General features: G+C 56.1%; 22 protein-coding genes, 1 pseudogene and 1 riboswitch. Of the genes and pseudogenes, 13 read left to right on the top strand and 10 right to left on the bottom strand.

Annotated features, from left to right (window positions below; all coding sequences use genetic code 11):
- Positions 1-108 precede the first annotated feature (108 nt).
- Positions 109-210, top strand: a riboswitch (S-adenosyl-L-homocysteine riboswitch).
- Between the two features lie 23 nt (positions 211-233).
- From ahcY to F8N43_RS14990, 4 genes are all read left to right on the top strand, one after another.
- A complete protein-coding gene (gene ahcY, locus F8N43_RS15005; protein ID WP_077747242.1) occupies positions 234-1643 on the top strand; it encodes an adenosylhomocysteinase in 1410 nt (469 codons plus the stop codon).
- A gap of 159 nt (positions 1644-1802) precedes the next feature.
- On the top strand, positions 1803-2648 hold the full coding sequence (metF, locus tag F8N43_RS15000) for a methylenetetrahydrofolate reductase [NAD(P)H] (RefSeq protein ID WP_150633725.1): 846 nt from the start codon (positions 1803-1805) through the stop codon (positions 2646-2648).
- Positions 2649-2839: 191 nt separating this feature from the next.
- Positions 2840-3655 (top strand): substrate-binding periplasmic protein, encoded by an 816-nt coding sequence (locus tag F8N43_RS14995; protein ID WP_150633724.1) that lies wholly within the window; start codon positions 2840-2842, stop codon positions 3653-3655.
- 223 nt (positions 3656-3878) lie between these two features.
- Positions 3879-5756 (top strand): DEAD/DEAH box helicase, encoded by a 1878-nt coding sequence (locus tag F8N43_RS14990; protein ID WP_150653974.1) that lies wholly within the window; start codon positions 3879-3881, stop codon positions 5754-5756.
- A 248-nt stretch (positions 5757-6004) separates the two neighbouring features.
- Here F8N43_RS14990 and F8N43_RS14985 read toward each other — a convergent pair whose 3' ends face one another.
- From F8N43_RS14985 to F8N43_RS14975, 3 genes are all read right to left on the bottom strand, one after another.
- Positions 6005-6616, bottom strand: coding sequence for a YceI family protein (locus F8N43_RS14985; protein WP_150632811.1), 612 nt, complete (start codon positions 6614-6616; stop codon positions 6005-6007).
- Entirely contained in the window at positions 6616-7167 is a 552-nt protein-coding gene (locus F8N43_RS14980) for a cytochrome b (protein WP_150637952.1), read from the bottom strand. Before F8N43_RS14980 ends, F8N43_RS14985 begins: the two co-directional genes overlap by 1 nt.
- 252 nt (positions 7168-7419) lie before the next feature.
- Positions 7420-9192 carry a flavin monoamine oxidase family protein gene (locus F8N43_RS14975; protein WP_150637954.1) on the bottom strand — a complete coding sequence of 591 codons (1773 nt, stop codon included), beginning with the start codon at positions 9190-9192 and terminating at the stop codon, positions 7420-7422.
- A 222-nt stretch (positions 9193-9414) separates the two neighbouring features.
- On the opposite strand from F8N43_RS14975, the gene F8N43_RS14970 reads away from it, so the two are divergent.
- Both F8N43_RS14970 and F8N43_RS14965 read left to right on the top strand, forming a co-directional pair.
- Positions 9415-10821, top strand: coding sequence for an adenosylmethionine--8-amino-7-oxononanoate transaminase (locus F8N43_RS14970; protein ID WP_150637957.1), 1407 nt, complete (start codon positions 9415-9417; stop codon positions 10819-10821).
- A 145-nt stretch (positions 10822-10966) separates the two neighbouring features.
- Positions 10967-11686, top strand: a complete 720-nt coding sequence (locus F8N43_RS14965; protein ID WP_150632807.1) for a 16S rRNA (uracil(1498)-N(3))-methyltransferase — start codon at positions 10967-10969, stop codon at positions 11684-11686.
- A 98-nt stretch (positions 11687-11784) separates the two neighbouring features.
- On the opposite strand, the gene F8N43_RS14960 is transcribed toward F8N43_RS14965, so the two are convergent.
- From F8N43_RS14960 to F8N43_RS14950, 3 genes are read right to left on the bottom strand one after another with little or no spacing between them, the layout of a single operon-like run.
- Positions 11785-12687, bottom strand: a complete 903-nt coding sequence (locus F8N43_RS14960) for a transporter substrate-binding domain-containing protein (RefSeq protein WP_150632806.1) — start codon at positions 12685-12687, stop codon at positions 11785-11787.
- A gap of 24 nt (positions 12688-12711) precedes the next feature.
- On the bottom strand, positions 12712-13065 hold the full coding sequence (locus F8N43_RS14955; RefSeq protein ID WP_150637959.1) for a RidA family protein: 354 nt from the start codon (positions 13063-13065) through the stop codon (positions 12712-12714).
- An 18-nt stretch (positions 13066-13083) separates the two neighbouring features.
- Entirely contained in the window at positions 13084-14325 is a 1242-nt protein-coding gene (locus F8N43_RS14950; RefSeq protein ID WP_150653973.1) for a D-amino acid dehydrogenase, read from the bottom strand.
- Between the two features lie 107 nt (positions 14326-14432).
- On the opposite strand from F8N43_RS14950, the gene F8N43_RS14945 reads away from it, so the two are divergent.
- Complete coding sequence (locus tag F8N43_RS14945; RefSeq protein ID WP_150653972.1) at positions 14433-15341, top strand: LysR family transcriptional regulator; 909 nt, start codon at positions 14433-14435, stop codon at positions 15339-15341.
- A gap of 5 nt (positions 15342-15346) precedes the next feature.
- On the opposite strand, the gene trhA is transcribed toward F8N43_RS14945, so the two are convergent.
- From trhA to F8N43_RS14930, 3 genes are all read right to left on the bottom strand, one after another.
- A complete protein-coding gene (gene trhA / locus F8N43_RS14940) occupies positions 15347-15964 on the bottom strand; it encodes a PAQR family membrane homeostasis protein TrhA (RefSeq protein WP_150632802.1) in 618 nt (205 codons plus the stop codon).
- A gap of 104 nt (positions 15965-16068) precedes the next feature.
- Complete coding sequence (locus F8N43_RS14935; protein WP_150653971.1) at positions 16069-17112, bottom strand: NAD(P)/FAD-dependent oxidoreductase; 1044 nt, start codon at positions 17110-17112, stop codon at positions 16069-16071.
- Positions 17105-19261, bottom strand: coding sequence for a hypothetical protein (locus tag F8N43_RS14930; RefSeq protein WP_150653970.1), 2157 nt, complete (start codon positions 19259-19261; stop codon positions 17105-17107). Before F8N43_RS14930 ends, F8N43_RS14935 begins: the two co-directional genes overlap by 8 nt.
- 163 nt (positions 19262-19424) lie before the next feature.
- On the opposite strand from F8N43_RS14930, the gene F8N43_RS14925 reads away from it, so the two are divergent.
- Positions 19425-20339: a LysR substrate-binding domain-containing protein gene (locus F8N43_RS14925; RefSeq protein WP_150632799.1), complete on the top strand. Its 915-nt coding sequence runs from the start codon at positions 19425-19427 to the stop codon at positions 20337-20339.
- 119 nt (positions 20340-20458) lie between these two features.
- Here the strand turns inward: F8N43_RS14925 and F8N43_RS14920 are convergent.
- Positions 20459-20662, bottom strand: a pseudogene (locus tag F8N43_RS14920) (malonate transporter subunit MadM); the annotation flags it as partial.
- A 409-nt stretch (positions 20663-21071) separates the two neighbouring features.
- Between F8N43_RS14920 and F8N43_RS29725 the strand changes: the two are divergent.
- The 5 genes from F8N43_RS29725 to F8N43_RS14900 all read left to right on the top strand — a co-directional run bounded on the left by F8N43_RS29725 (position 21072) and on the right by F8N43_RS14900 (position 25875).
- The gene (locus F8N43_RS29725) at positions 21072-21197 is read left to right on the top strand and encodes a hypothetical protein (RefSeq protein ID WP_263596742.1); all 126 of its coding nucleotides are present in this window, start codon (positions 21072-21074) and stop codon (positions 21195-21197) included.
- A gap of 57 nt (positions 21198-21254) precedes the next feature.
- Positions 21255-21488, top strand: a complete 234-nt coding sequence (locus F8N43_RS14915; RefSeq protein ID WP_150653969.1) for a hypothetical protein — start codon at positions 21255-21257, stop codon at positions 21486-21488.
- Complete coding sequence (locus F8N43_RS14910; RefSeq protein ID WP_150637971.1) at positions 21454-23217, top strand: B12-binding domain-containing radical SAM protein; 1764 nt, start codon at positions 21454-21456, stop codon at positions 23215-23217. The genes F8N43_RS14915 and F8N43_RS14910 overlap by 35 nt, the downstream gene beginning before the upstream one ends.
- 24 nt (positions 23218-23241) lie before the next feature.
- The gene (locus F8N43_RS14905) at positions 23242-24105 is read left to right on the top strand and encodes a DUF692 family multinuclear iron-containing protein (RefSeq protein ID WP_150653968.1); all 864 of its coding nucleotides are present in this window, start codon (positions 23242-23244) and stop codon (positions 24103-24105) included.
- A 504-nt stretch (positions 24106-24609) separates the two neighbouring features.
- Positions 24610-25875 (top strand): hypothetical protein, encoded by a 1266-nt coding sequence (locus F8N43_RS14900; RefSeq protein ID WP_150653967.1) that lies wholly within the window; start codon positions 24610-24612, stop codon positions 25873-25875.
- The last annotated feature ends 47 nt before the right edge of the window (positions 25876-25922 follow it).

Raw genomic sequence — 25922 nt, 5'->3', positions numbered from 1 at the left:
ACCGTTCGGACATTGACTGACAGAAAGGCTTTGGAAGATCAGCATAGCCCGCTATAATCGCCCCCGTTTCAAAACGGTAACGTTCCATTGATACCGTTTTCCCGCCACCTGTCCGAGGGGCGCTGCAGCAGGTTCGACCTGTCAGGCTCGGATGGGGCGTTGCCTGGTCTCATTGACCAGACACTAAACGCACAACGGCGCCCATTCGCATACATTACGAATGGAGGCTCTTCATGAGCGCTGTTATCACGCCTGCAGATTTTAACGATTACAAAGTCGCCGACATGTCCCTGGCTGCCTGGGGCCGTCGCGAAACCATCATCGCCGAATCCGAAATGCCAGCCCTGATGGGTCTGCGCCGCAAGTACGCCGGTGAGCAGCCGCTCAAAGGCGCGAAAATTCTCGGCTGCATTCACATGACCATTCAGACTGCCGTGCTGATCGAAACCCTGGTTGCCCTGGGTGCCGAAGTGCGTTGGTCGTCGTGCAACATTTTCTCGACTCAAGACCAGGCCGCTGCTGCTATCGCCGCTGCCGGTATCGCGGTCTACGCCTGGAAAGGCGAAACCGAAGAAGAGTACGAGTGGTGCCTGGAGCAAACCATCCTGAAAGATGGCGCGCCTTGGGATGCCAACATGATCCTCGACGACGGCGGCGACCTGACCGAGCTGCTGCACAAGAAGTACCCGGCGATCCTCGACCGCGTCCACGGCGTGACCGAAGAAACCACCACTGGCGTTCACCGCCTGCTGGACATGCTGGCCAAGGGCGAGCTGAAAATCCCGGCCATCAACGTCAACGACTCGGTGACCAAGAGCAAGAACGACAACAAGTACGGCTGCCGTCACAGCCTGAACGACGCGATCAAGCGCGGTACCGACCACCTGCTGTCCGGCAAGCAAGCGCTGGTCATCGGTTACGGTGACGTGGGCAAGGGTTCGGCCCAGTCCCTGCGTCAGGAAGGCATGATCGTTAAAGTCTCCGAAGTCGACCCGATCTGCGCCATGCAAGCCTGCATGGACGGCTACGAGCTGGTTTCGCCGTTCATCGACGGCATCAACAACGGTACCGAAGCATCTATCGACAAAGCGCTGCTGGGCAAGATCGACCTGATCGTGACCACCACCGGCAACGTCAATGTTTGCGACGCGAACATGCTCAAAGCCCTGAAGAAGCGCGCTGTTGTCTGCAACATCGGCCACTTCGACAACGAAATCGACACCGCTTTCATGCGCAAAAACTGGGCATGGGAAGAAGTGAAGCCACAGGTTCACAAAATCCACCGTACTGGTCCTGGCGCATTCGATGCCCAGAACGACGACTACCTGATCCTGCTGGCCGAAGGCCGTCTGGTTAACCTGGGTAACGCCACCGGTCACCCGAGCCGCATCATGGACGGTTCGTTCGCCAACCAGGTTCTGGCCCAGATCTTCCTGTTCGGCCAGAAGTACGCCGACCTGTCGCCAGCCCAGAAAGCCGAGCGCCTGACCGTTGAAGTACTGCCGAAGAAACTCGACGAAGAAGTGGCCCTGGAAATGGTTCGCGGTTTCGGCGGCGTTGTGACTCAACTGACCAAGACTCAGGCCGACTACATCGGCGTGACCGTCGAAGGTCCGTTCAAGCCACACGCTTACCGCTACTGATCGGTCCTGCTGCCTGCTCTCCCTGTGGGAGCGGGCTTGCCCGCGATAGCGATCCGTCAGTCAACACTGATACTCGATGTGCTGGCCCCATCGCGAGCAAGCTCGCTCCCCATGGGAAGTGCAAGCCTCACAGGCTTACGCGTTTTAAAGGATATGACCATGTCCCAAGACCGTCGCTACAGCTTCGAGTTCTTCCCTACGAAGACCGACGCTGGGCATGAAAAGCTGCTCGCCACTGCTCGTCAGCTGGCAACGTACAACCCCGATTTCTTCTCCTGCACCTATGGCGCTGGCGGCTCGACCCGTGATCGAACCCTCAACACCGTGTTGCAACTTGAAAACGAAGTCAAAGTCCCAGCCGCACCGCATCTGTCCTGCGTGGGCGACAGCAAGGACGACTTGCGCGGCCTGCTGGCGCAATACAAGGCTGCCGGCATCAAGCGCATTGTTGCACTGCGCGGTGACCTGCCTTCGGGCATGGGCATGGCCAGCGGCGAAATGCGCCACGCCAACGATCTGGTCGAATTCATTCGTGAAGAGACCGGTGATCATTTCCACATCGAAGTCGCCGCTTACCCGGAGATGCATCCGCAAGCACGCAACTTCGAAGACGATCTGACCAACTTCGTGCGCAAAGCCAACGCTGGCGCCAACAGTGCGATCACCCAGTACTTCTTCAACGCCGACAGCTATTTCTACTTCGTCGAGCGTGTACGGGCGATGGGCGTGAACATCCCGATCGTGCCGGGCATCATGCCGATCACCAACTACAGCAAGCTCGCGCGCTTCTCCGATGCCTGCGGTGCGGAAATCCCGCGCTGGATCCGCAAGCAACTGGAAGCCTACGGCGACGACACCCAGAGCATTCAAGGCTTTGGTGAGCAAGTCATTACCGAGATGTGCGAACGCCTGCTGCAAGGTGGCGCGCCAGGTCTGCACTTCTACACACTGAACCAGGCTGAAGCGAGTCTGGCGGTGTGGAACAACCTGAAGTTACCGCGTTAACAGACGTTTAAAGCAAGATCAAAAGATCGCAGCTTCGGCAGCGCCTGCATCGGGATGTGTAATCCTTGTAGGCCCTGCCAAAGCTGCGATTTTTTGCTTTTAACGCACTTTTATTGTGAAGCAATACACGGAGATAGAGCTTCTGGAGCGGGTTTCTGGCTCTTTACGGTTTCTCGTCGTAATCTCAAGCCATGCCTTTGATCGCCCAGCTACTCACCGTGTTTCTTTTCACTTGCCTGAGCTTCGCCGCTCGGGGCGAGAAGCTGCGCATTGTCACTGAACCGTGGGCGCCTTATGTCTATGAGGAAAACGGCCAATCACTGGGCCTGGACTACGAAACCACGGCCATCGTCTTCAAGCGGCTGGGGATCGAAGTCGAGTGGCAGTTCCTGCCGTGGAAACGCTGCCTGTCGATGCTAGAAACCGGCCAGGCCGATGGTGCGCTGGACATTTTCCATAGCGATGAGCGCGATGCGACCCTGCTCTACCCCAGCGAACCGCTGTCGGAAGTCCAGTTCGTGATGTTCTATGCCAACGAACGCCCGCATCCGTTTCGCACCCTCGACGACCTGAAAGGCCTGACAATCGGCACCTCGCCGGGCTATCTGTACAGCCCGGACTTCAGCGAATCGACCCTGTTCACACGCGAACCCGCGCCTACCCATGAAGCCAACTTCGGCAAACTGGTGCGCGGCAGGATCGACCTGCTGATCACCGACCGCCGGGTGGGCCAGCATTTGCTCGACGAGTTGGACATCCGCGACAAGATCAGCGAAAACCCGATTGTCATCAGCCAGCAGAGCCAGTTCCTGGCGGTGCGCCGCAACGCGGGCATGGACTTGCTGGTGCAGCGCTTCGGCGCCGAGCTCAAACGTTTCAAGCGCGAACCCGCGTACGCCGAACTGAGCGCCCGTTATGGTGCCGACCCGGCTGCCAGCACAAAAACTGCCGCGGCCACCGCCGCCCACGAAAAAACCGTTGAGCAGCAGGAAAGCGGCGCGCAGTGATTGCTCTGTTATACTCCGGCCTTCCCGCCAGGCTCACGCCCGGACGCTCGGACTTGTTCAAGGCATCTCGACCCCGCTACAGCGCAGCTTTTCAGCCCGCGCGAGCGCTCCAGACGAGCTTTCAAGGCCCAGCAGGACCGGACGGGATTGCGTTCTTCTTAAACGCCATTCGCGCCAGGCAAGACTCCCATTGGGCCAAGCCCTAACTAAAACAGGATTACTCATGTCCTTTGCTTCCCTCGGTCTCTCCGAGGCTTTAGTCCGCGCCATCGAGGCAGCGGGCTATACCGAGCCTACTCCGGTGCAACAGCGGGCCATTCCCGCCGTGTTGCAAGGTCGCGACCTCATGGTTGCGGCTCAGACAGGTACTGGTAAAACCGGCGGCTTCGCCCTTCCGATTCTGGAGCGGTTGTTCCCCAACGGTCACCCGGACAAATCCCAGCGTCACGGCCCGCGCCAACCGCGCGTATTGGTCCTGACCCCTACCCGCGAACTCGCGGCCCAGGTCCACGAGAGCTTCAAGGTCTATGCCCGTGACCTGAAGTTCGTCAGTGCCTGCATCTTCGGCGGCGTCGGCATGAACCCACAGGTTCAGGCCATGTCCCGTGGCGTTGACGTGCTGGTGGCCTGCCCTGGCCGCCTGCTCGACCTCGCCGGCCAAGGCAGCGTCGATTTGTCCCACGTGGAAATCCTCGTGCTGGACGAAGCTGACCGCATGCTCGACATGGGCTTCGTCCATGACGTGAAAAAGGTTCTGGCGCGTCTGCCGAGCAAACGTCAAAACCTGCTGTTTTCGGCGACGTTCTCCAAGGACATCACCGACCTCGCCGGCAAACTGCTGCACAACCCGGAACGCATCGAAGTCACGCCGCCGAACACCACGGTCGAGCGCATCGAGCAACGCGTCTTCCGCCTGCCGGCCAACCACAAGCGTTCGCTGTTGGCACACTTGATCACCGCAGGCGCCTGGGAACAGGTGCTGGTGTTCACCCGTACCAAGCACGGCGCCAACCGTCTGGCCGAATACCTGGATAAACACGGTCTCAGCGCCGTCGCCATCCACGGCAACAAGAGCCAGAACGCACGCACCAAAGCCCTGGCCGACTTCAAGGCCGGCGAAGTGCGCATCCTGGTTGCTACCGACATCGCCGCTCGCGGCCTCGATATCGACCAGTTGCCACACGTGGTCAACTTCGAACTGCCGAACGTCGACGAAGATTACGTGCACCGTATCGGCCGTACTGGCCGTGCCGGTCGTTCGGGCGAGGCGATCTCGCTGGTGGCCCCGGACGAAGAAAAACTGCTGAAAAGCATCGAACGCATGACCAAGCAGAAAATCGCCGACGGCGACCTGATGGGCTTCGATTCCAGCGCCGTAGAAGCCGAGAAGCCAGAAGTCCGCGAGCGTCCGGATGTGCGTAACCCGCGCAACCCACGTGGCCCGCGCGGCGACGGTCCAAACGGCAGCGGCGGTGGCGGCGGTCGTAAAGACAAGGGCAAGGACAAGGGCGGCAAGGAAAAACCGGCGGCCAGCGGCCGTGGCGAGCGCCCGGCACGTGAGCAGAAGCCACGCGAAGGCACCCCGGCGCGCGAGCAACAGCGCCCGGCGCCACGCGCTGCCGCTGATCGCGCTCCGGACGAGTTCCTGGACGACGATATCGATAACTTCGGTAACCGCGTCGACTACGTGCCTCAAGCCAAACCGGCCCAGGGTCGTGGCCGCCGTCCGGGCGCTCCGGCACAAGGCGCAGCGGCTGGCGCAGGCGCACCACGCACCGGCGGCAAGCCTCAGGGTCGCCAAAGCGGTCCGCGCAGCAGCGACGGTGCCACCACCGGCACACCGCCGGCCAAGCGCAGCGGTCCACGCAACGGCGCGCCACGTGACGGTCAGGCCCGTCGCGAAGAAGGTCGCAACCGCCGCCCGGCCCGTACCGACGACCAGCCTCGTTCGGAACCGGCTGTGCAGAACCCGCGCGGCCCGGCGCCGAAGATCATTCACAAGGAGTCGAAAACCGATCGTTTCCCGACTCCCGAGCAACTTGATCAATTGCCAGGCCGTCCGCGCGGCGAAAAACCAGCGTTGCTGACTCGCAACCGCTGATTTAACGCTGCCATGAAAAATGCCCCTGATCTCGCGATCCGGGGCATTTTTTTTGCCAGAGGCAAAACCCTGTGGGAGCGGGCTTGCCCGCGATGGCGTCAGTCCCGCAAAAATATGTTGCCTGACCCACCGCTATCGCGGGCAAGCCCGCTCCCACAGTGGATTTCATCGCCTGTGCAGATTGCACCAGGCCATAAAAAACGCCCCCGATCGCGAGATCGGGGGCGTTTTTGTGTCAGGCGCGAAAGTTACTTCGCTTTGACACCTTCAAACGAAACGTACAGCTCGACCGCGTCGGACGCTGGGCCCAGGTCTTTCTGCTTGCCGAAGTCGGAACGCTTGATGCTGGTGGTGCCTTCGAAGCCGGCACGGTAGCCGCCCCATGGATCCTTGCCTTCACCCAGGAAGGTGGCCTTGACCACGACTGGCTTGGTTACGCCTGCGATGGTCAGATCACCCGCCACGTCGGCAGTGTTTTTGCCGGTGGATTTGACACTGGTGGAAACGAAGGTGGCCTTGGCGAATTTGGCCGCATTCAGGAAGTCACCACTGGCGATGTGCTTGTCGCGCTCGGCATGGTTGGTGAATACGCTGGCGGTATTCACATTGAACTCGATCTTGCTGGCTTCAGGCTTGGCAGCGTCGAAGCTGAACTTGCCGTCGATGTCCTTGAAAGTACCGGTGATGAAGCTGTAGCCCAGGTGGCTGATCTTGAAGTCAACGAAGGCGTGCTGGCCTTCCTTGTCGACAACGTAGTCAGCTGCCATCACGTTGGCGGACAGCAGAGCGGAGCCGATTGCCAGAGCGGCGAGGGTCTTTTTCAACATGCTTTCTATTCCTTTGGAGTCGAGGTTGAACATCAGGCTTTGCGCCCCAGCATTCGCGTCAGGGTCGCATCACGATCGATAAAGTGGTGTTTCAATGCTGCCAACGCATGGAGGCCGGAAAAAATTACCAGCGCCCACGCCAGGTAGAAATGAATCACACCGGCGGTGTCTGCCTGGTCCGGTAGTCCGGATACCAGTGCAGGAACTTCAAACAGGCCAAACACCGGAATCCCGACACCGTCTGCGGTGGAAATCAGGTAACCGGCAATCATCACAGCAAACAGTCCGAGGTACAGAAACGAATGGCCAAACTTCGCGCCCATGCGCGTCAGCCGGCTATAGCTTTCCAGTGTTGGCGGCGGTGGGCTGATAAAACGCCACAACACCCGAAGAACCATCACGGCCAACAACACCAGGCCAATGCTTTTATGCAGGTCAGGCGCGTCTTTGCGCCAAGTGCTGTAGTAGTCGAGATCGACCATCCACAAGCCCAACGCAAACAGACCGAAGACCGCCAGCGCCACGCCCCAATGCATGAAGATACTGACCCAACCGTAGCGGGAAGAAGAGTTACGTAGCGGCATGCCCAAATCCTGTGAGAATTGCGACCAAGACTATCGAGTTATCTATCGATTTAAAGCGGAAAATTTCGCTTTGAAATATCGAGAAATACGATCAAGAGTCTGAAATCGGTGAGTTAAGGAAAGATTAAAGAACAATGTGTGAAAAAAAATGACCTCCAAATCAAGAACACCTACGCCATGAGATTTATTCAGTTCTTTTCCTCAGGCATAAAAAAACGCGGCATTTGCGCCGCGTTTCTTTAATCCAGACGTTTACTGCGCTTTGGTATCCGCCGCCGGAGCCGCAGCAGGTTTGGCTGCTGGTTTCTTCGCCGGTTCAGCTTTCTTCGCAGGCGCCTTGGCTGGCGCTTTTTTGGCTTCGGTTTTGGCAGCAGGCTTTTTCACCGGTGCTTTGGCCGCAGCCTTCTTGGCGGGCTCGGCTTTCACCGGTGCCGCCGGCTTCGGCGCTTCCACTGGCGCAGGGGCCGGGGTTGGCACTGGAGCGGGTGCCTGTGCTGGCGGTGTGACTGGCTCTGGTGCCTTCACGGGCTCCGGCTTCTTGTCGTCGTCCGAGGAACCACCGAACAGGTTGGTAAAGAAGTTGCCCTTCTTCGCCGCGACTGCACCGGCGGCAACAGCTGTCGCTGCCGGAACAACTTTCGCCGGTTCAAACGACTTGCCTGCCGCCAGGTCTTCAACCTGACTGGCCGCACGCTGACCGGTGCGCAGTGCGCCTTCCAGAGTGCCTGGGTACAACGTGTCGGTATGTTCGCCAGCGAACGCTACGCGTTGCAGCGGACGCTCCCACAAGCGCCAGTACTTGCTGATCTGGCCCGGACCGAAGGCCAGGTAAGCGCCGCCCATCGAAGGGTCGGTGCTGTAGCGACGGATTTCATAACCGGTGAACGCACCGCGCGCCTGTGGATAAAACGCGTGCAGACGAATCAGCACCTGATCGACCATCTGCTTGTCGCCGAAAACCTGCATCACCCGCGCGTTGTCGCCGGACAGGTTGATCACCACGTTGGCGCCGCCCTTAAGCGCCGGCTCGACCCACAACATACCCAGGCCAGTGTTGCTGTAGATCTCGCCGGACATGCGCGCCTTGCTTTCCCACACCGGCGTCTTGAACTTCAGCATGATCTGGTCGCGCCAACCGTAGTTGGTGCCTTTGATCGCGCCCAGGTGCTGGGCATCCAGCGCCGGGGTCATCGCGATTTTGTTCAGTGCGCGCAACGGCACCGCTACCACGACGTAGTCAGCCTGATAGCCGACGCTGCCGACTTTGACGGTCACGCCGTCCTTGTCCTGGGTGATGGCCGAGACCGGGGAACTGGTCTTGATGGTTTTCAGCTGTTTGACAAAGGCTTGTGCCAACACCGGGCTGCCGCCGAGCAGGCGCGAAGCGCGCAGGTCACGGTCGGACACGCCACGGTAAACCCGGCTCTGTTGTGCGTAGTACAGCAACGACAGGCGTGAAGGTTCGTCGTAACGGGTACGAATTTGCTGATTGATCAATTGGCGGGCCGTGGCGGGCAACGTCAAACGGTCGAGCCAGTTGGAGACGTTGATCTGATCCAGGGCATGCAGCGTGCTGTTCGCCGCCGGGTTCTGCGGGTCTTCGATCGAGCGCGCCAGATCGTCCAGAGTTTTTTCGTAACGCTTGAGCGCGTCAGCGGTGGCCGGCTCCTTGGTCGCCAGATCAGCAGCGGTGTAATACACGCCGTCGATCAGGTAACTCGGCGTGCGCACGAATTCAGGGGCCGGCGTGGTGCTCAGCTTGAACGTCGAGACGTACTTGTTCAGCACCGGCTGGGTCTTGTCGTTGCCGATCCACTCACTGGTGGCCATACCGGAACGACCGCCCAGGCTCGGCTTGGCTTCCAGCAGGGTCACCTGCCAGCCTTTGTTCTGCAGTTCGTACGCCGCCGTCAGGCCCGAGAGCCCGCCGCCGATCACGATCGCCGTTTTATCCTTGGCCAGCGCAGACACGCTGAACAGCCCTAACATCACCAGCGCACAGGCGCGCAGCCAACCAGCAGACATTCAGCGAACTCCGGAAATACACGAGGAAAAAGCAGTTTTACGAGTCAGTCGACTCAAAGAACCGCGAAGAATACGTCAGCCATCAAAGGCCCGCCAGCAACGTCTATCGCCCTATACAAAGTAGCTCATTCGACACAATGGGTTGTCCCGATGCCACGCATTGCATAGGCTTGCGCGATTGTAGGTTCGCGCCTGTCGCGGACCGCCTCGAGGAGACTGAACATGGGCCTGAATAATCAGTGGATGCAACGCGATCTCGCGGTGTTGTGGCATCCCTGCACCCAGATGAAAGACCACGAACAGTTGCCGCTGATCCCGATCAAGCGCGGCGAAGGCGTGTGGCTGGAAGACTTCGAAGGCAAACGCTACCTCGACGCGGTCAGCTCCTGGTGGGTCAACGTGTTCGGCCACGCCAACCCGCGTATCAATCAGCGCATCAAGGATCAGGTCGATCAGCTGGAGCACGTGATCCTCGCCGGTTTCAGCCATCAGCCGGTGATCGAGTTGTCCGAGCGCCTGGTGAAGATGACGCCGGAAGGGCTGACCCGATGCTTCTACGCCGATAACGGTTCGTCCTGCATCGAAGTCGCACTGAAAATGAGCTTTCACTACTGGCTCAACCGCGGCCAGCCGAACAAGAAGCGCTTTGTCACCCTGACCAACAGCTATCACGGCGAAACCATGGCGGCGATGTCGGTGGGCGACGTGCCGCTGTTCACCGAGACCTACAAGGCGTTGCTGCTGGACACCATCAAGGTGCCAAGCCCCGATTGCTACCTGCGCCCTGAGGGCATGAGCTGGGAAGCGCATTCGCGCAACATGTTTGCCGCGATGGAGCAGACGCTGGCGGAGAATCACGACACTGTCGCGGCGGTGATCGTCGAGCCGTTGATCCAGGGCGCCGGCGGCATGCGCATGTATCACCCGGTTTATTTGAAGCTGCTGCGTGAAGCTTGCGACCGTTACGGCGTGCACCTGATCCACGACGAAATCGCCGTCGGCTTCGGCCGCACCGGAACCATGTTCGCCTGCGAACAGGCCGGCATCCGCCCGGACTTCCTCTGCCTGTCCAAGGCCCTGACTGGCGGTTACCTGCCGCTGGCGGCCTGCGTGACCACGGAAGATGTCTACAGCGCGTTCTACGACGACTACCCGACCTTGCGTGCCTTCCTGCACTCGCACAGCTACACCGGCAACCCGCTGGCGTGCGCGGCCGCCTTGGCGACGCTGGATATCTTCGAAGAAGACAACGTCATCGAGAACAACAAAGCGTTGGCCCAGCGCATGGCCTCCTCCACCGCGCACCTGGTCGATCATCCAAACGTCTCGGAAGTGCGTCAGACCGGTATGGTATTGGCCATCGAGATGGTCAAGGACAAGGCCACCAAAGAGGCCTACCCGTGGCAGGAACGTCGAGGCTTGAAGGTGTTCCAGCATGCGCTGGAGCGTGGTGCTTTGCTTCGCCCGTTGGGCAGCGTGGTGTATTTCCTGCCGCCCTACGTGATCACCCCGGAGCAGATCGACTTTCTGGCGGAAGTGGCCACTGAAGGAATCGACATTGCAACCCGCAATAGCGTGAGCGTCTCGGTGCCGAAAGACTTCCATCCCGGGTTCCGCGATCCGGGCTGATTGATTTCACTCAAGCGTCTGTGGTGCCTGCGCTGCCGCCATCGCGGGCAAGCCCGGCTCCCACAGTGACGGCGTACACCCTGGGGGAGCGGGCTTGCCCGCGATAGGGGCGCCAAGACCTACACATGAATTACAGAGACCCAGCATGAGACTGTCCCGCTTCTTTATCGACGCCCCCCTGAGCACCGGCGAGCACGAGTTGCCCGAGGCCCAGGCCCATTACATCAGCCGCGTGCTGCGCATGGCCGAGGGTGATGCATTGCAACTGTTCGACGGCTCGGGCCATGAGTTTCGCGCCACGCTGATGGAAGTCGGCAAGAAGCGCGTCGTGGTGCAGATCGATGAAAGCTTCGCTGGTCAGATCGAATCACCGCTTGCGATCCATCTCGGCCAGGGTCTGTCCCGTGGCGAGCGGATGGACTGGGCGATCCAGAAAGCCACCGAGCTGGGCGTCACCGAAATCACCCCGATCTTCAGCGACCGCTGCGAAGTCCGGCTGAAGGACGAGCGTGCCGACAAACGCCTGATGCACTGGCGCCAGGTGGCGATCAGCGCGTGCGAGCAATGCGGGCGTTCACGGGTGCCGGTGATTCATCCGCCGGTGTTGCTGGCGGACTGGTTGAAGCAGACTCAAGCAGAATTGAAGTTGGTGCTGCATCCAGTGGCCGAACCATTGGTGAGCCATGCGAAACCGGCGACGCTGGCGTTTTTGATCGGCCCGGAGGGTGGGTTGTCCGATGCGGAAGTGGATCAGGCCAAAGGGGCTGGTTTTCACGCCGCACGGCTTGGGCCACGGGTATTGCGCACAGAGACCGCGCCGGTGGTAGCGCTGGCCGTAGCCCAGCAACTATGGGGCGATTTCTAGGGCCTCTTCGCGGGCAAGTCGAATCGTCGCACCGCCGCTCCAACAGGAGACCGCTACTGATCGTCCCCACGTTCTGCGTGGGAACGATCAGTCAGGCGTTATTGCACCGGATCACTCACTGGCTTGGCGATGATTGCCTTCAGTTCGCTGGTCATCGGGAATTCCAGGTTCAGGCCTTTAGGCGGAATCGGTTGCTGGAACCATCGCTGATAGATGGCATTGATCTCGCCCGAACTGTACAAATCGGCAAGGGTCGAGTTCACCAATTCCAGAAACTGCGGGTCGCCCTTGCGCACCATGCAGCTGTAGATTTCCCGCGATTGCTCCTCGCCCACCACCACCCAGTTATGCGGGTCGCGAGCCTTGGCGCGTTCGCCGTAGAGCAGCGCGTCATCCATATAGAACGCCGCCGCCCGACCCGACTGCAGCATCTGGAACGCTTCGCCGTGGTCCTTGGCGCTGATCACGAACATATCGATCTTGTTATCGACGTTATAGCTCTTCAGAAACCGTTCATTAGTGGTGCCGGCGGTGGTCACGACGTTCTTGCCGCGCAGGTCGGCGAAGCTTTTGATGCCGCTGTCCTTCGCCGTGAGCAATTGCCCTTTCACGTAGATAAACCCGTAGGAAAACGCCACTTGCTGCATACGCTCGGCCGTCACGCCGGTGGAGCCGCACTCAAGGTCGACCGTGCCGTTCTGCACCAGCGGAATGCGCGTTTGCGAGGTCACCAGGTTGTACTTCACCTGCAGATCCGGCAGTTCAAGCTTTTGCTTGATGCGCTCGACAATCTTGCTCGCCAGGTCCACCGAATAACCCATCGGCTGCCCCGTGTGATCACCCACGTAGGAGAACGGCACCGACGCGTCGCGATAGCCCAGCGTGATGCTCTTGGCATTGGCGACCTTGTTCAGCGTGCCGGTCAGTGGCGCTTCGTTGGCCTGGACCTGGCTGGCGAGCAGCAGGCCGAGGGTGCAGCCGATCAACGTGATTTTTTGCATTGTTATTCTCCGTTGTGGGTCAGTTTATGAGCGGCGGGCGGCGATCACGGTGATCTCCACCAGAACCTCTGGACGGGCCAGTTGCGCCTGCAACGTGGTGCGGGTCGGCGCCTTGCCCGGCGACAACCATTGCGACCAGACCTCGTTCATGGCGGCGAAATCACGGCCAATGTCGTTCAGGTAAATGGTCGCGTTGAGCAGATGTTCCTTGTCGCTGCCAGCCTCGGCCAACAACGCGTCGATCTTCGCCAGCACCTCGGCGGTTTGGCCGGTGACGTCGGGGCTGTCACCCGGAACCTGTCCCGAGAGAAACACCAGATCGCCAAAGGTCACCGCGCCAGAAAGCCGGCTGTTGCTGTTGATACGGTTAATGCTCATCAGTTTTTCCTTTTCAAGTCAGGCGACGCGGGGGGCGAGGCCCTGCATTTCAATCGACGGTGCGCGCCGGGCGATCAACTCGCTGAGCAACCGGGCGCTGCCACAGGCCAGGGTAAAACCCAGCGCACCATGGCCGAGGTTGAGCCACACGTTGCGATACGCCGTGGCCCCGATCAACGGCACGCCGCTGGGGGTGGCCGGGCGCATGCCGGCCCATTCGATGGCGGCGTCGTAATCGCCGGCATTGGGCAAGGTTTCCTGCGCCTGACGCTTGATCAGCGCCAGACGTTTGGGGTCGAGGGCCGGGTCGAAACCGACAATGTCGACCATCGCCGCCACGCGCAATTGGTCACCGAGACGGGCGTAAACGATCTTGCGGTTGTAATCGGTGATGCTCAGCTCCGGCGCGCGATGTTCGGCGCGGATGGGCAAGGTCAGGCTGTAGCCCTTGAGCGGATACAGCGGCAGGTTCATGCCGGGCAGCGCCAGCGCCGGACTGCGATGGCCGGCGGCAATCACCAGTTGCTCGACCGGCAGCACTTGCGTACCCATTTCGACGGCCTGCACCGCGCCGTCCGCGTGGCGAATGCCGGTGACCTTTCGCCCGAGCAGAAACTCGCAACGACCCGAGGCCTTGAGGCGAGCCAGCAGTTGCTGGCAGAAAGCATGGCAATCAGCGACTTCTTCGTCGGGGGTATAAATCGCGCCCACAAACGGCGCCTCGGCCAGTGCTGGCTCAAGCTGTGCGCATTCGGCCCGCGACAGAACGTGCTGCTGTTGCGGATCGGCGAGGCCGTGACGAGCGTGTTCGAAACTCGCGGCTTCACGAAACGTCACCAGTTTGCCGTTGCGCCGCCAGTCGAAACCGTCGAGACGGTCTTCGTCGCGCCAGCCTTGCAGCGTGGACTGGCTCAGCAGCGCCAGACGCAGCAGGTGCGCGCCATTGCGTTGATTCACCGAACGACGGCAAGCTGCCAGGAAGGACGCCATCCAGCGCCATTGCGCCGGGTCCAGGCGCGGGCGCAGCTTCAACGGCGAGTCACCGCGCAGCATCCAGCCAAGCGCCTGCAACGGTACGCCGGCATCGGCCAGCGGCGCGACGTAACGGTAGGACAACTGGCCGCCGTTGGCGAAACTGGTCTCGCTGCCCAGCGAGTCCCGGGCCTCGATCAGCGTCACGTCGATGCCGTCACGAACCAGCGCGTAAGCCGTCGTCAGCCCGATGACGCCACCACCGATGATGCAAACCCGCTGAGCCATGTCTGTCCTTAACCGTTGTTGAAACAGGCTTCAGGTTAGGACCAGGTGACAGTCGTTGAACAATGCATAAAGATGCCTGACCCATAAACAAAGGTTATGGACTTGCCATGCGACTGCGACACATCGAGATTTTCCAGGCCATTCGCCAAACCGGTTCGGTCAGTGGCGCCGCGCAGCTGCTGCACGTGTCGCAGCCGGCGGTGAGCAAAGTGCTGCAACACGCCGAGCAGCAACTGGGCTTTCCGTTATTCCTGCGGGTGCGCGGCAAATTGCAGGCGACGCCCGAAGCGCTGGAACTTGAGCGCGAAGTCGACAAGGTCACCGAAAGCCTGCAAGGCGTGCGACGTCTGGCCCAGAGCCTGCGGCGCGAGCCGGGTCACAGCGTACGGATCGGCGCAATCCCGGCGCTGGCCCTGTCGCTGCTGCCGCCGGCCATCAACGAGTGGACGCAACGCTATCCGGACATCGTCTGCGAGCTGTCCAGCGCCCACAGCCGTGAGCTGATGCAGAATTTGTTGATGCGCGAAGTGGATGTCGCGCTGACCTTGCAGCCGCCGGATCATCCGGGCCTGAAGGCGCAGACCTTGGCCTGCGGGGTTTTGGTGGCGCTGGCGCCGTTGGGCTATTGGACCGACGACGCCTTGAGCCAACCGTTACCGTTGAGCGAACTGGCCGGTGCGCCGCTGATCGGTCTGTCCAGCGCCGACCCGCTGGCCGCCAGGCTCGACAGCTACCTTGAGGCGGTCGAACCGCCGCCACGGGTGCGCATCGCCGTGCAGACCTATTCGCTGGCGCGGGCGATGGTTGAATCCGGTGCCGGGCTGGCGGTGATCGATCCGTTTACCGCGCTCGGCGCGTCCCCCGCCGCCACGGCGATCCGGCCTCTGGCGCCAGCCTTACCGATCACGTTATATGCGGTCACCCGCGCCGACGAACCGCCACCCCATACCTTGAGCGACTTGTTGCAGGTATTCAGCCGACGGGCGCAGGCGCAACTGGATCGCTTGATCCCTTAAAAGCCTTAAAGGACATAAAACATAATTGCCACAAAGTGCAGCAAACTCCCGGCAATCACGAACAGATGCCAGATCCCGTGGGCATGGCGTAAACGACTATCCAGCGCAAAAAAGACAATACCCACGGTGTACAGCACGCCGCCCGACGCCAGCCAGGCGAAACCTGTACTGCCCAGCGCCGCCAGCAGCGGCTTGACCGCCACCAGCACGATCCAGCCCATCACCGCGTAAATCACGAGCGACAGGATCCGCGCTTCCGAACGCGGCTTGATCTCTTGCAGGATACCGATCAGCGCCAGCCCCCAGACAATCCCGAACAACGTCCAGCCCCAAGGCCCGCGCAGGGTCACCAGACAGAACGGCGTGTAGCTGCCGGCGATCAACAGGTAGATCGAAAAGTGATCGACCTTCTGCATGATCGCTTTCTTGCGCCCGCGCACGCTGTGGTAAACGGTCGACGCGCTGTAGAGCACCATCAACGTGAAACCGTAAATCGCCACGCTGACGATCTTCCACGGGCTGCCGTCCATGCCGGCGATCACCAGCATCCACACCACCCCGACCGTTGCCGCCACCGCCCCGACCAAATGCGTCCAGGCGTTCAATCTTTCCCCGTGATACATGTATTGCTCACCTCGAAATCCAATACAACATCGCGCAAGGCTCAGGCTTCAAGCGTAAAAGCGCAATGCTTACAAAACCACTCTCCGCGCAGAAAGGGTTCCGGTTAAAGCCGCTCCTGGCGCTCAAACAACCACGTCGCAGGAAACGGGTGAGCCCGGTACAACTCGATCAACCTCCGTCGGTCGCGGTGAAACCATTCATTTACCCAATACTGGTATTGCTGCTGGACGCTCATCTCATGCCAAGGCGAACTGCGCGTTTGAATCACCGCATGCGCGGCCATCATTCCTGACATCAGTGCCTTCAACACGCCCTGTGACGCCGCCGGATCCAGCACAAATGCCGCATCTCCCGCGATAAAAAATCCGCTTCCTGCCACCTGCTGGCCAACACGCCAGGTCACGTCAGCCCCGCGGACCGGTCCGGATTGTGTCAGGTGTTTGAACATGGCAGGTGGAATGCCTTGCGACGTGTTTCCAGGGAGAAAACACAGGCGGGTCCAGTGGTAAGCGTGTTCGCCGATCTTCGCCGTCCAGTACCATCCAAAGGGGTCTGCATCTATCCCGCAAAAAATGTTGTCGTCAGGGCACACACCGACGGCATATCCATAGCGGGCGATCAGATGTGGCGAAAATCTGCGCCATCGAAGTTTCAACTGACGTGACAACCAACTGCTGGCGCCACTGGCGTCGATCAAATGGGGAGCAATGAAATCACCTTGTGCGGTTTGCACCCCGCATACCCTCTGCGAGTCCTTGATTACCGTGAGCACACGGCAAGGCTGCACCACCCTGACACCTGACTCGACGGCCCGACAAAGCAGCAGACTATCCAGCGCATCTCGGGGAATTTGAAAGCCCCGGCTCGGGCCCGTCACGCCTTGACCAAAGGCACTGAACTGGCGTGCTCCCCCCCATTGCACCCAATGGCCTGTATGACGTAAAAACCCGGCCGCCTGCACCGCAGCGGCCACACCCAACTGCTGCAGCAAAGGTTCAACACCCGGTTGCAGCGTCTCACCCGGACGCTTGCGAGGGAGAACCGCCTGCTCCAACAGCACCACTCGCAATCCCTGTTGCGCACACAAGATGGCTGCCGCCGTGCCCGCTGGCCCGGCGCCAATGACGATCACGTCCTGGTCAGTCAAAAGAACGACTCAGCCAACCCTTGTTGTCTCTATTGATCAAAAGGCTGTCAGCCCCGATAAACAGCTCAACCATTTCCAAAATTTCAACGTGGCGCAACCGAAAACTGGAGGGTGTCGAAACGGTGCCGTGTCGATAAACAACGAAAAAGTCCACCTCGCCTTCCAACTGCGCCCCTGCCTCAGACTCTGCCAGAGACAGGACCGAATCAGGTCTCACCACACGAATGAAGGACAGCACCGCCCACCGTCCCTGTAGCTCACGAGTGGGGGCGCCGATGGCGATGTAAGCCAAATGCATGGCCAGAATCCGATGTTGATAATCCTCTCGGGAAATCTGCCCGGTGACCGACAGCGACAAGCGCCCGGCCAGCGCATTACTCGTGTAATCGCTGTATTCATAGGCGGTGTATTCGACCGTCAGGCGCCCGTTTACCGTCACCAGACGTGGGCCGGTTTCGCCATCCCACGACGTTTCGCCGGTCTGACCATTTTCAGAGTCTCGCAAGGGTATGACTGTCGGTTTTGAAAGCGCGGGTTCAAAGGTACGAGCACTGTCGGGGGTCACGGCGGGCCAATAGGCGCCCGCCGCCGAACAGATTCTCACGTCTTCTGAAAATGGGCTGCCAAGGTTGAAAGAGCAGATAAACGTTGGCCGAAACCCGCCGTTGCTGGCAATTTCCCAACCTGGGCTGAAGGTGCCCGCAGCACTGTCGGGCAGCCAGGACGTACGCTCTGCCCGTATAGAAGACCCCTTTACTGTGGCGCCTACAGCCGGCAAAAGCTGAGAGACCAGCGCAGTAATGCCTTTATCTTCCTCGACAAAGTGCCCCTCTGGCAGCAGCGGATTGCCTGCCAGCCTCCGTTCAGACAAAGCCTGCAACGTGACGTACCAGATTGGCTCGGGAAACTCCTGCTGTTGTGCCCATTCAATCAGCGCCGCTTGCCCACAGCTCGGGTAAAAATCAGGTGCGGATAATATTGAGCAGGCGGCTACGGTGATCGGGATGTGAGTGCTCAGCGCCGGGCAAACGGGCTTGACCCAGCCGTCAGCGGTGAAGTCTATGAAGTGCAGTGCCCGGTAGTTACCGGCCCTGACAATTGCCTCTACATCCGGCTCATTGTTCAAGTCACGGATTGAGCCATCGTCCTGTAACTGATGGCGCTTATTGATGATGTAACCCTCAAAATTTGCGTTGGGCGGGACACGAAAAGAAACGGATCGCCCCTGAAACAGGGCAGGTTCGACCAGCCGGGCCTTTGGTACCGGCACATTCAAGCCGCTGCCATGCACCGCGCTGTCAGCCCACTCGGCGAGGCCTTCAGTCAGCACAAAGGGGGCTTGCGAAATGTCGGGCTCAAACCAGTCCGCTTCGTTTCCTAGCCTGAGGTGGAACTGCCGCAATTTGTCATTGACGTGCAATGCCTCGAGCTTCAAATCCAGATCGAGACCAGCGATGCACTCCGAGCCATCGAAAAGCTTGTGCAGCGGAAACCAGAAGTCCCGATTTTCATCACCCTCGACCCACCCGTGACCTACCCCGCCCTTTTGCTGCACGGCCACATAGGCGCTGAAGCGAGCCGGCATGACCCGCATGGCATGCAGGTCATTCTGAACAATGGGGCTGAAGCCTCGCAGTCGAGCGTCGTACAGCACAGGCGCGGTGCCGACACGTGCAATGCCGGTGCGGGAAAAACACAGGTCTGCATGCTTGCGATGCGTCGTGTCCGGTTGCGGTCGGTACTCAAGGGCAAACACCACCACTCCCAAACTCGCCTCCGCGCCAGCCAGCGCCTGAAGTTGCGCCAGGGTCGGGGGGCAGACGCCGTACACATAGTTGAGCACGGCCTCCAATTCTGCCCCCGTCGCGAAATCATGGAGCGGGTTTGCCCCGGCGTCCTCAGTCACAGTGGGCGACGCCAACGCGTGATACAGCAGGCTGCGTGAAGGATGGCCCGCCTCAACCCCACGACTGCCTTGCAACGAAAAGTCCTCAAAACCCTTGATTGTGCGGTTAATCGACAGGGCTTTATTTAATTCATCGGCCAACGGCCTTGCTTCGATATCCAGCCCATGGAGTTTCAGCAGATCACGCCAGCCGGCAGGCGCCAAACGCTCGCAGGCTCGTTGAACTTCATCGATAAGGGCCATACGCACTCCTCGAGCGGGATCCATTCCTGACCCAGCATGCCTCTTTTACTGGGCCTGCACACCTGTAAGAAATACCAGTTCTGTTGTCTGGATAGACTCTTCTTATCAGGCGTGATCGTTGAGAATTGGGCACAATCGAGCCATTCGACCAAGAGTCACGCCCATGCTGATCGACGAAGAATTGACCCTGAAAAAACTCGAGGTGTTCCTCGCCTTCATGCGCACCGGCAATCTGGCCCGCGCCGCTGCCGAGTTGCAAACCAGTAACGTCAGCGTGCACCGCGCCATTCATTCCCTGGAAAGCGCCCTGCGCTGCCCGTTGTTCAAACACGAAGGCCGCAACCTGACGCCGCTGGAAAGCGCTTATGTGCTGGAAGAACGAGCGCAGAAACTGATTCAGGACGTGGTCGAAACCGTGCGCCTGACCCGCGAAGCCGCCGGGTTCTCGGCTGAGCGCTTCAAGCTCGGGTCGTTGTATTCGCTGACGGTGAAGACCGTGCCGCAACTGATCATGGGCTTGAAAATCCGCCGCAGCGAACTCAACATCGACTTGATCCTCGGTTCGAATTTCGACCTGTTGTACAAGCTCAAGAACATGGAAGTCGACGCGATCCTGGTGTCTTTGGACGACAGCGTGAACGACCCGGATTGCGAGCAGATTGCGTTGTTCTCCGATGACATCTTCCTGGCGACACCGGCGGATTCCAGGTTTGCCCAGCGCACTGAAGTCGATCTGGCTGAGGTCCGCGACGAGACATTCATCACCCTGACCCAAGGCTTCGCCACGCATCAGGATGGCAATCGGGTGTTCAAACAGGCGGGTTTCGAGCCGAAGGTGGCGATGCAGGTCAACGACATCTTCACCCTGTTGAGCATGGTCAGCTCGGGGGTGGGTTATGCGTTGCTGCCGGGGCGGATTGCAGCGGTGTATGAGAACCGGGTGAAGCTGATTCCGTTGCAGGAAAAGTATCGGTTGCAGCAGCACATCGGCGTGGTGTTCTTGAAGGCGAAGGAGCGCGATCCGAACTTGCTGGCGTTGCTGGCGGAGTGTCGGATGTATGCCAATCGCCAGGTTTGAGAGCTCGTTGGCCCCAATCGCCAGCAGGCTGGCTCCCACAGTGAGAATGCAAACACTATTCCCCTGTGGGAGCCGGCCTGCTGGCGATGGCGTCAACCGAGACAACTCAGAATCTGAAGTCAGCCCACAATCCCGCGAACAATGAAGTACAACAACGAAGGCCCAAGCAGGCACCCAAGCCCGGTGTGGAACGTCGCCGTCAACGCGCCGTAAGGCACCAACCGCCGATCCGTCGCCGCCAACCCGGCGGTCACACCGCTGACGGTGCCGGCCAACCCGCCAAACACCATCGCCGAGCGCGGGTTATCCAGCGCGCTGTGTCTCTTTATTGGGTGTTACACGGCAACAAAAAAAATTTTAACCTCTCCTTCAAAAAGATAGAAATAATTAACGCGCTGTTTTCTAAAAATAAAATTCAAACGTTAACTCACGCTTCGCACCGAAGCGACAGACCTAAATACCAATATCAACAAATCACTTGTAGGAAGATTCCCTCTAAGTAGGATGCGGCCTACAAAATCACAAATATCGTAGGAAATTTCAGAATTTTTTGTTTTTTACTTGACTGCAATCTAATTCGATACTTTTATAATCCCGTCACAGTTAGCTATCAATCAGTGGCAGGAGATTAGACACTCAGCTGTACACAGTTGTATATCTGCCGAGCTCTAACTTCAACGGTGACAGGAGCTATTCTGTGACTTAGCTGTCACATTCCAGAAGGAGAAAGGTATGAATGACGAAATAATTTCTGATGAAAACCAGTTAGATGAATTAGCTTCCGATGTTGAGGTTATGACTCCTGTTCCAGATGGAACGTATGACATGGTTGCTGGAAAAACAGCGCCAGAGTTCTGAGAAAACAAACAGGGCATCGTTATCGATGCCCACTCTAAAATTAAAGGCTGCCAATATATGAGAGCTACAACTAATAAAGGTGTTTTATGCTTAACAGAACTCGGACATTGTTTTTTTCACAACGGCACACACCTCCTGAAAATTCCGAAAAAAAAGTTTATTGAAGCACTGGCTTCTTATGAAAAATCTTTAGCGCTAACAGAGCGGCATCCAGCTTTTTTCAATATGTCTGAAGCCAAAGAGGCAAGGAGTGCGTATGAACGAAGCGTGCTGGAATTCACTAAACAATGACGGTGACATTTATGATCCTACTCGGTTAGCGTTAGTTTCGCTACCATACGGCGAAGGTCCGCAAAAAGTAATGCCTCTGGGGCTGCAGAACATATCAGCCTACGTAAAAAAACATGTAGCACATGTAAAATGCAAAATATTTGATTATTCAGATTTATACACCTCAGACACTCACGAACTAAAAGACTTGATAGACTGGCAACCTGCACTGGTAGGAATATCTATTTACAGCAGCCATGTTCAAGCAGCGATTGCTTGGGGGCAGTTAATTAAAAGCGCGCTACCTGAGACAGTTTTATTCTGCGGCGGCCCACATATAAGCCTTGCAGCGAAAGACTTTTTACGTGTATCAAACGGTATTTTTGAACTCGCACTTTATGGTGAGGGAGAACACTCAACAACCAGACTACTAAACTTATTCAATAAATCGCGCAAGGAAGCTCCACCCTCCTCACCCACAAAAAACACTAATAAAAACCCCACACCAAAACAGGTATTTATAGACAACCACTTACAAGACATACCAAATGCAGTTTGGATCTCCGCAACCGGGGAAACGCACGAAACCTATAAACAGAAGATACAACTACCCGCAACCGAGTGGGAAAATCCATTATTGGATTATTGTTCGGAACGCTTACAAAATCTCTACTTCACGGACAGAAGAGATGGTAAAAAAAGAAGATCAATAGCACTCACCAGTAGTCGTGGTTGCCCTTTAGCATGCTCATTCTGCGCTATCGTTGCGGCAGATAAAGATGGTCCTAAGTGGCGTGCCGTCGATGCGAGCACTCTTGTTAATTGGATTGCAGAGGCTCACAAACAATACTCTTTTGAACATGTTTACATGATGGATGCTAATTTTTTTGTACGAAAAGACAGAGTACTGGAATTCTCTGAAAAACTCTACAAGCTGTTCGGTGGCGAGGTTACATGGAGCAGTTCTTCTACAGTAGGATACCTGCTTAAGTTACGCGCTGAATTGCCAAAATTGGTTGCGCAAGGGTTGAGATTGGTCGAAATGGGTATTGAGTCTGGCTCGCAAACTCAGCTCGACTATATGAACAAGAGAGTCACAGTAAAGGATAATATAGACGCAATTAGGGCCTTACAGATCAATGGTATTGACGTCGGCCTCGATTTTATCATGTTCTATCATGACCAACAAAAAAGAGAAATCATAGAAAATTTAAGCTTTCTGCTCAAATCCGGAATGACTGAGCATGAATCTTTTGATCATTACTTCAACATCATGATGATATATCCAGGCACGCCTGTTAGATACAATCTTGAAAGAAAAATTGGCTTTAAGTTTGACTTGATCGACTTACCTAACAGCAGACAGCTAATAGAAAATCAAGAGGTGAAAGAAATCTACGACGCCTATATCGATTATTTTGCAAAGCCTCTCCTAAATTCTCTAGAGGAGGCAATTTCTATAAATATAGAAAAAATCTCACAAAGCACCTCGCTAGGAGAAATTGCACACCTATCCTTGCTCAATATTTACCTTAGACATATGCCATTCAAAATTTTGTGGGGACTCTGTCAGCGGACGGGAGAGCGGACGGTGATATTTACAGGAAAAGAGTTCCTAACTTATACCTCCATCATAAAAAAAACCTTGCACGGCAAAGAACCAAATAAGTCGCCAAAACCAGTCGCTTTAGAAACGTTTACGCTTGGTGTTGGCGGTAGAAAGGGTGAATTAATCGGAAAGTCCTCATAATTATCGTTCGAGCGGGTGAATTTTATGGACGTCAATTCGATAAGCCTAGGCGTGAGTGGCGATATAAATAAGCTAAAACAATTCATTTGTTTACGTACAAGCACCACTAGCGTTTACCGTGGCGCACCGATAAAGCACTTCAGCTTGGGCGTGCGCCCCTGGGATAGGTTGGAGAACTCAATTATTGATTTTTGCGCAACTGCTGATTTCACTATTTCTGTACACCCAGTAGATATAAACTTCTCTGGAGTGATCGACATCGCAGAATTAGCAAATCTAAAAAAAATAATTGATACTCTCCCGGTAAGTTACATCGAAGAAGACATAGGCATATGGAGAAATGGCAATCTTTTTCTAGGCGCCCATCAAACCAATCCACCCTTAAACAATGAAACATTACAAACAACAATAATCAATGCCAATATGGTAAAGAACTTTCTTGAACTACCCATATTTTTAGAGAACCCTCCCGTATACAGCGAGTTCGGAAGCATACCGTTTTGGGACTTCTATTTAGAGCTATGCAATCAGTCTGGTTGCTCCATGGCCTTTGATATTGGACACTACTTGGGCTATAGCAAAAGCAAAGATCTTGCTTTTGCTATACCTGACGCCAAACATGAAATATGGAGCTTCATAAAGACGTTACATATTTCGGGAATAAAATCCTGGATGTGGAATGGTATTCCCGTGTGGCTCGACCAACACTCAGACCCCTTCAATAATGAACTGATGGAAGCTTTTAGAGCAACCGTCACCCAGGCTTATAATACAGAAAATATTTTGCTGGAAATGGAGGGCTCATCCATTGAAGTTGAGCATCGCAACATTGACCTCGTAAAAAAATCGCTCGCAGAGATATCAGAAGATGATAATAAAAAAAACTGATGCCATCGGCTTAATTTTCGCTGAAATATATAAATTTAAAAATATTTTCACTTCCCCAACCTCTGCATGCGATAAGCATTTCACATTTGAATGCGTCAGACGATATCTAGACATATCCAGGCATTTAAATAGAAGATGGCCTTATACGATTAGATACCTACAATCAATTTACGGAGATAATATTTTAACTAACGTATTTGAGCAATTTGATACGACCGGGAGCAACTACAAAAACCTCAATGACGCAGCCTGTGGTATTTTTTTTAACAATACCGCTAAGAACTCACATATTGATTTCGAACTATTACTTTACGAAGACTTTAGAAATGGAAGAGACATAAGTGCGTCATACACCACAACGCAACCTTTAGAGAAATCAACACTAATCCCCTACGACCTTGAATCAATATATACGACACTTATGTTTTACGGTCGGGCTTACGCCCCGTCAGCCCTATATGTAAACCTTACTTTAGAGCCCGGAAAAACCTATAGAGTCAACTCATGAAAAGTGCGCAGACACTCATCGCGAGATCAGATGCCTTGTATGGTGGCGTTGCAATGGGAGCAACAATTATCGAACTCGCCCTAATTGCAAGCAATCCAAATTTAGGTCAGTTCTCTTTGGAATTCTCGCTTGTAACGCAGTTAATCATCTCCTTGGTTGTAGAGTTTTACCTTGGGCACTACTTTGTTTGTAGACTAGGCATCGCCAATACCACCATCTATGGTTTTATATTCAAGTTGGCATGCGCTATTTTCCTGACATTGGGATTCTGTGCCGCATTGCTTGAGTATTGGTACACCGGCTGGAGTTTAATCCTTATCGCTTTCGTATGCGACTCAGCAGGAACAGGCTGTCTAAAAACATCATTCCGGCCTGCTTACAATGCCTTGCATATAAAAATGACTGGCAAGACTGCTGATTACGTAAAAGCATTCAGTCATCTACTATACATTCGAATTGGCACTCCTTTTACTTTATTACTGACAGCCTCACTTATCATAAATTACACCTCTTATTTATATGCCACAATATCAATAATGTCGACACTACTACTACTCAGATCAGCTCAAATATACATATCAAACACTCATCTTCGCCCCACCATTATCAGAAAAATTACTTTAATTCATTCAAGCCGGCATGCATATCTTAAGCACTTCGCTATTGCCGCCAAATTTCCGGTGCAAATAACTGGCTATGTCGCAGGAAACGTATTTGAATCTCTGATACTTATGTATGCAATAGGTTTGCTCTATCGGCACAGCGACCTTTTGGGCTTAGCACAGCAATTCTCTTGGTTAGGAAGCTCAGCGATCGCTTACATGGTCTTTTTGGCATCTACTGTACTAGGGAGACTTGTGATATCCAACTTTACCATCAGCAAATCCAGCGCCACACTCGCAACCTCCTGTTTGATTGCGACAATCATCACATCTCTAATGCTGGCACTGACCAACCAGGACATTACGTTTTTTTTATCGCTAGCTTTTTTCTGTCTATTAGGCGTGGTGATAGGAACAATATTTACCCGACTAACATCAAATGAAGTTCTCCATAACGCAAACGATAGCGATGCAGTATCTTTTTTTCTTGTCAGCGAACTTGCCACAACATCAACCATCATCCTTATCATCACGGCGAGCAGCTTAATTTTTAAGCCTGAAAGGATAATTGAAGGTCTAAGTTATGGCCTGGTCGCACTCATGATTGCATATTGCCTAGCCACAATTATTATTCGAGCCACAACAAAGACTTCCAAATGACATCAAGTAAACATCCCAACGTCCCCATAAAGTTTCTGTCACGCCAA

This window comes from Pseudomonas fluorescens, assembly GCF_902498065.1.
GTDB lineage: Bacteria > Pseudomonadota > Gammaproteobacteria > Pseudomonadales > Pseudomonadaceae > Aquipseudomonas > Aquipseudomonas fluorescens_BJ.
Note: the sequence above shows the minus strand (reverse complement) of the source record. Positions and strands in the feature narration are given on the sequence as shown.

Excerpts from the sequence above, each read along its gene's own strand:
- ahcY (WP_077747242.1), top strand. The coding sequence starts at position 234 with ATGAGCGCTGTTATCACGCCTGCAGATTTTAACGATTACAAAGTCGCC.
- metF (WP_150633725.1), top strand. The coding sequence starts at position 1,803 with ATGTCCCAAGACCGTCGCTACAGCTTCGAGTTCTTCCCTACGAAGACC.
- F8N43_RS14995 (WP_150633724.1), top strand. The coding sequence starts at position 2,840 with ATGCCTTTGATCGCCCAGCTACTCACCGTGTTTCTTTTCACTTGCCTG.
- F8N43_RS14990 (WP_150653974.1), top strand. The coding sequence starts at position 3,879 with ATGTCCTTTGCTTCCCTCGGTCTCTCCGAGGCTTTAGTCCGCGCCATC.
- F8N43_RS14985 (WP_150632811.1), bottom strand. The coding sequence starts at position 6,616 with ATGTTCAACCTCGACTCCAAAGGAATAGAAAGCATGTTGAAAAAGACC.
- F8N43_RS14980 (WP_150637952.1), bottom strand. The coding sequence starts at position 7,167 with ATGCCGCTACGTAACTCTTCTTCCCGCTACGGTTGGGTCAGTATCTTC.
- F8N43_RS14975 (WP_150637954.1), bottom strand. The coding sequence starts at position 9,192 with ATGTCTGCTGGTTGGCTGCGCGCCTGTGCGCTGGTGATGTTAGGGCTG.
- F8N43_RS14970 (WP_150637957.1), top strand. The coding sequence starts at position 9,415 with ATGGGCCTGAATAATCAGTGGATGCAACGCGATCTCGCGGTGTTGTGG.
- F8N43_RS14965 (WP_150632807.1), top strand. The coding sequence starts at position 10,967 with ATGAGACTGTCCCGCTTCTTTATCGACGCCCCCCTGAGCACCGGCGAG.
- F8N43_RS14960 (WP_150632806.1), bottom strand. The coding sequence starts at position 12,687 with ATGCAAAAAATCACGTTGATCGGCTGCACCCTCGGCCTGCTGCTCGCC.
- F8N43_RS14955 (WP_150637959.1), bottom strand. The coding sequence starts at position 13,065 with ATGAGCATTAACCGTATCAACAGCAACAGCCGGCTTTCTGGCGCGGTG.
- F8N43_RS14950 (WP_150653973.1), bottom strand. The coding sequence starts at position 14,325 with ATGGCTCAGCGGGTTTGCATCATCGGTGGTGGCGTCATCGGGCTGACG.
- F8N43_RS14945 (WP_150653972.1), top strand. The coding sequence starts at position 14,433 with ATGCGACTGCGACACATCGAGATTTTCCAGGCCATTCGCCAAACCGGT.
- trhA (WP_150632802.1), bottom strand. The coding sequence starts at position 15,964 with ATGTATCACGGGGAAAGATTGAACGCCTGGACGCATTTGGTCGGGGCG.
- F8N43_RS14930 (WP_150653970.1), bottom strand. The coding sequence starts at position 19,261 with ATGGCCCTTATCGATGAAGTTCAACGAGCCTGCGAGCGTTTGGCGCCT.
- F8N43_RS14925 (WP_150632799.1), top strand. The coding sequence starts at position 19,425 with ATGCTGATCGACGAAGAATTGACCCTGAAAAAACTCGAGGTGTTCCTC.
- F8N43_RS29725 (WP_263596742.1), top strand. The coding sequence starts at position 21,072 with ATGAATGACGAAATAATTTCTGATGAAAACCAGTTAGATGAATTAGCT.
- F8N43_RS14915 (WP_150653969.1), top strand. The coding sequence starts at position 21,255 with ATGAGAGCTACAACTAATAAAGGTGTTTTATGCTTAACAGAACTCGGA.
- F8N43_RS14910 (WP_150637971.1), top strand. The coding sequence starts at position 21,454 with ATGAACGAAGCGTGCTGGAATTCACTAAACAATGACGGTGACATTTAT.
- F8N43_RS14905 (WP_150653968.1), top strand. The coding sequence starts at position 23,242 with ATGGACGTCAATTCGATAAGCCTAGGCGTGAGTGGCGATATAAATAAG.
- F8N43_RS14900 (WP_150653967.1), top strand. The coding sequence starts at position 24,610 with ATGAAAAGTGCGCAGACACTCATCGCGAGATCAGATGCCTTGTATGGT.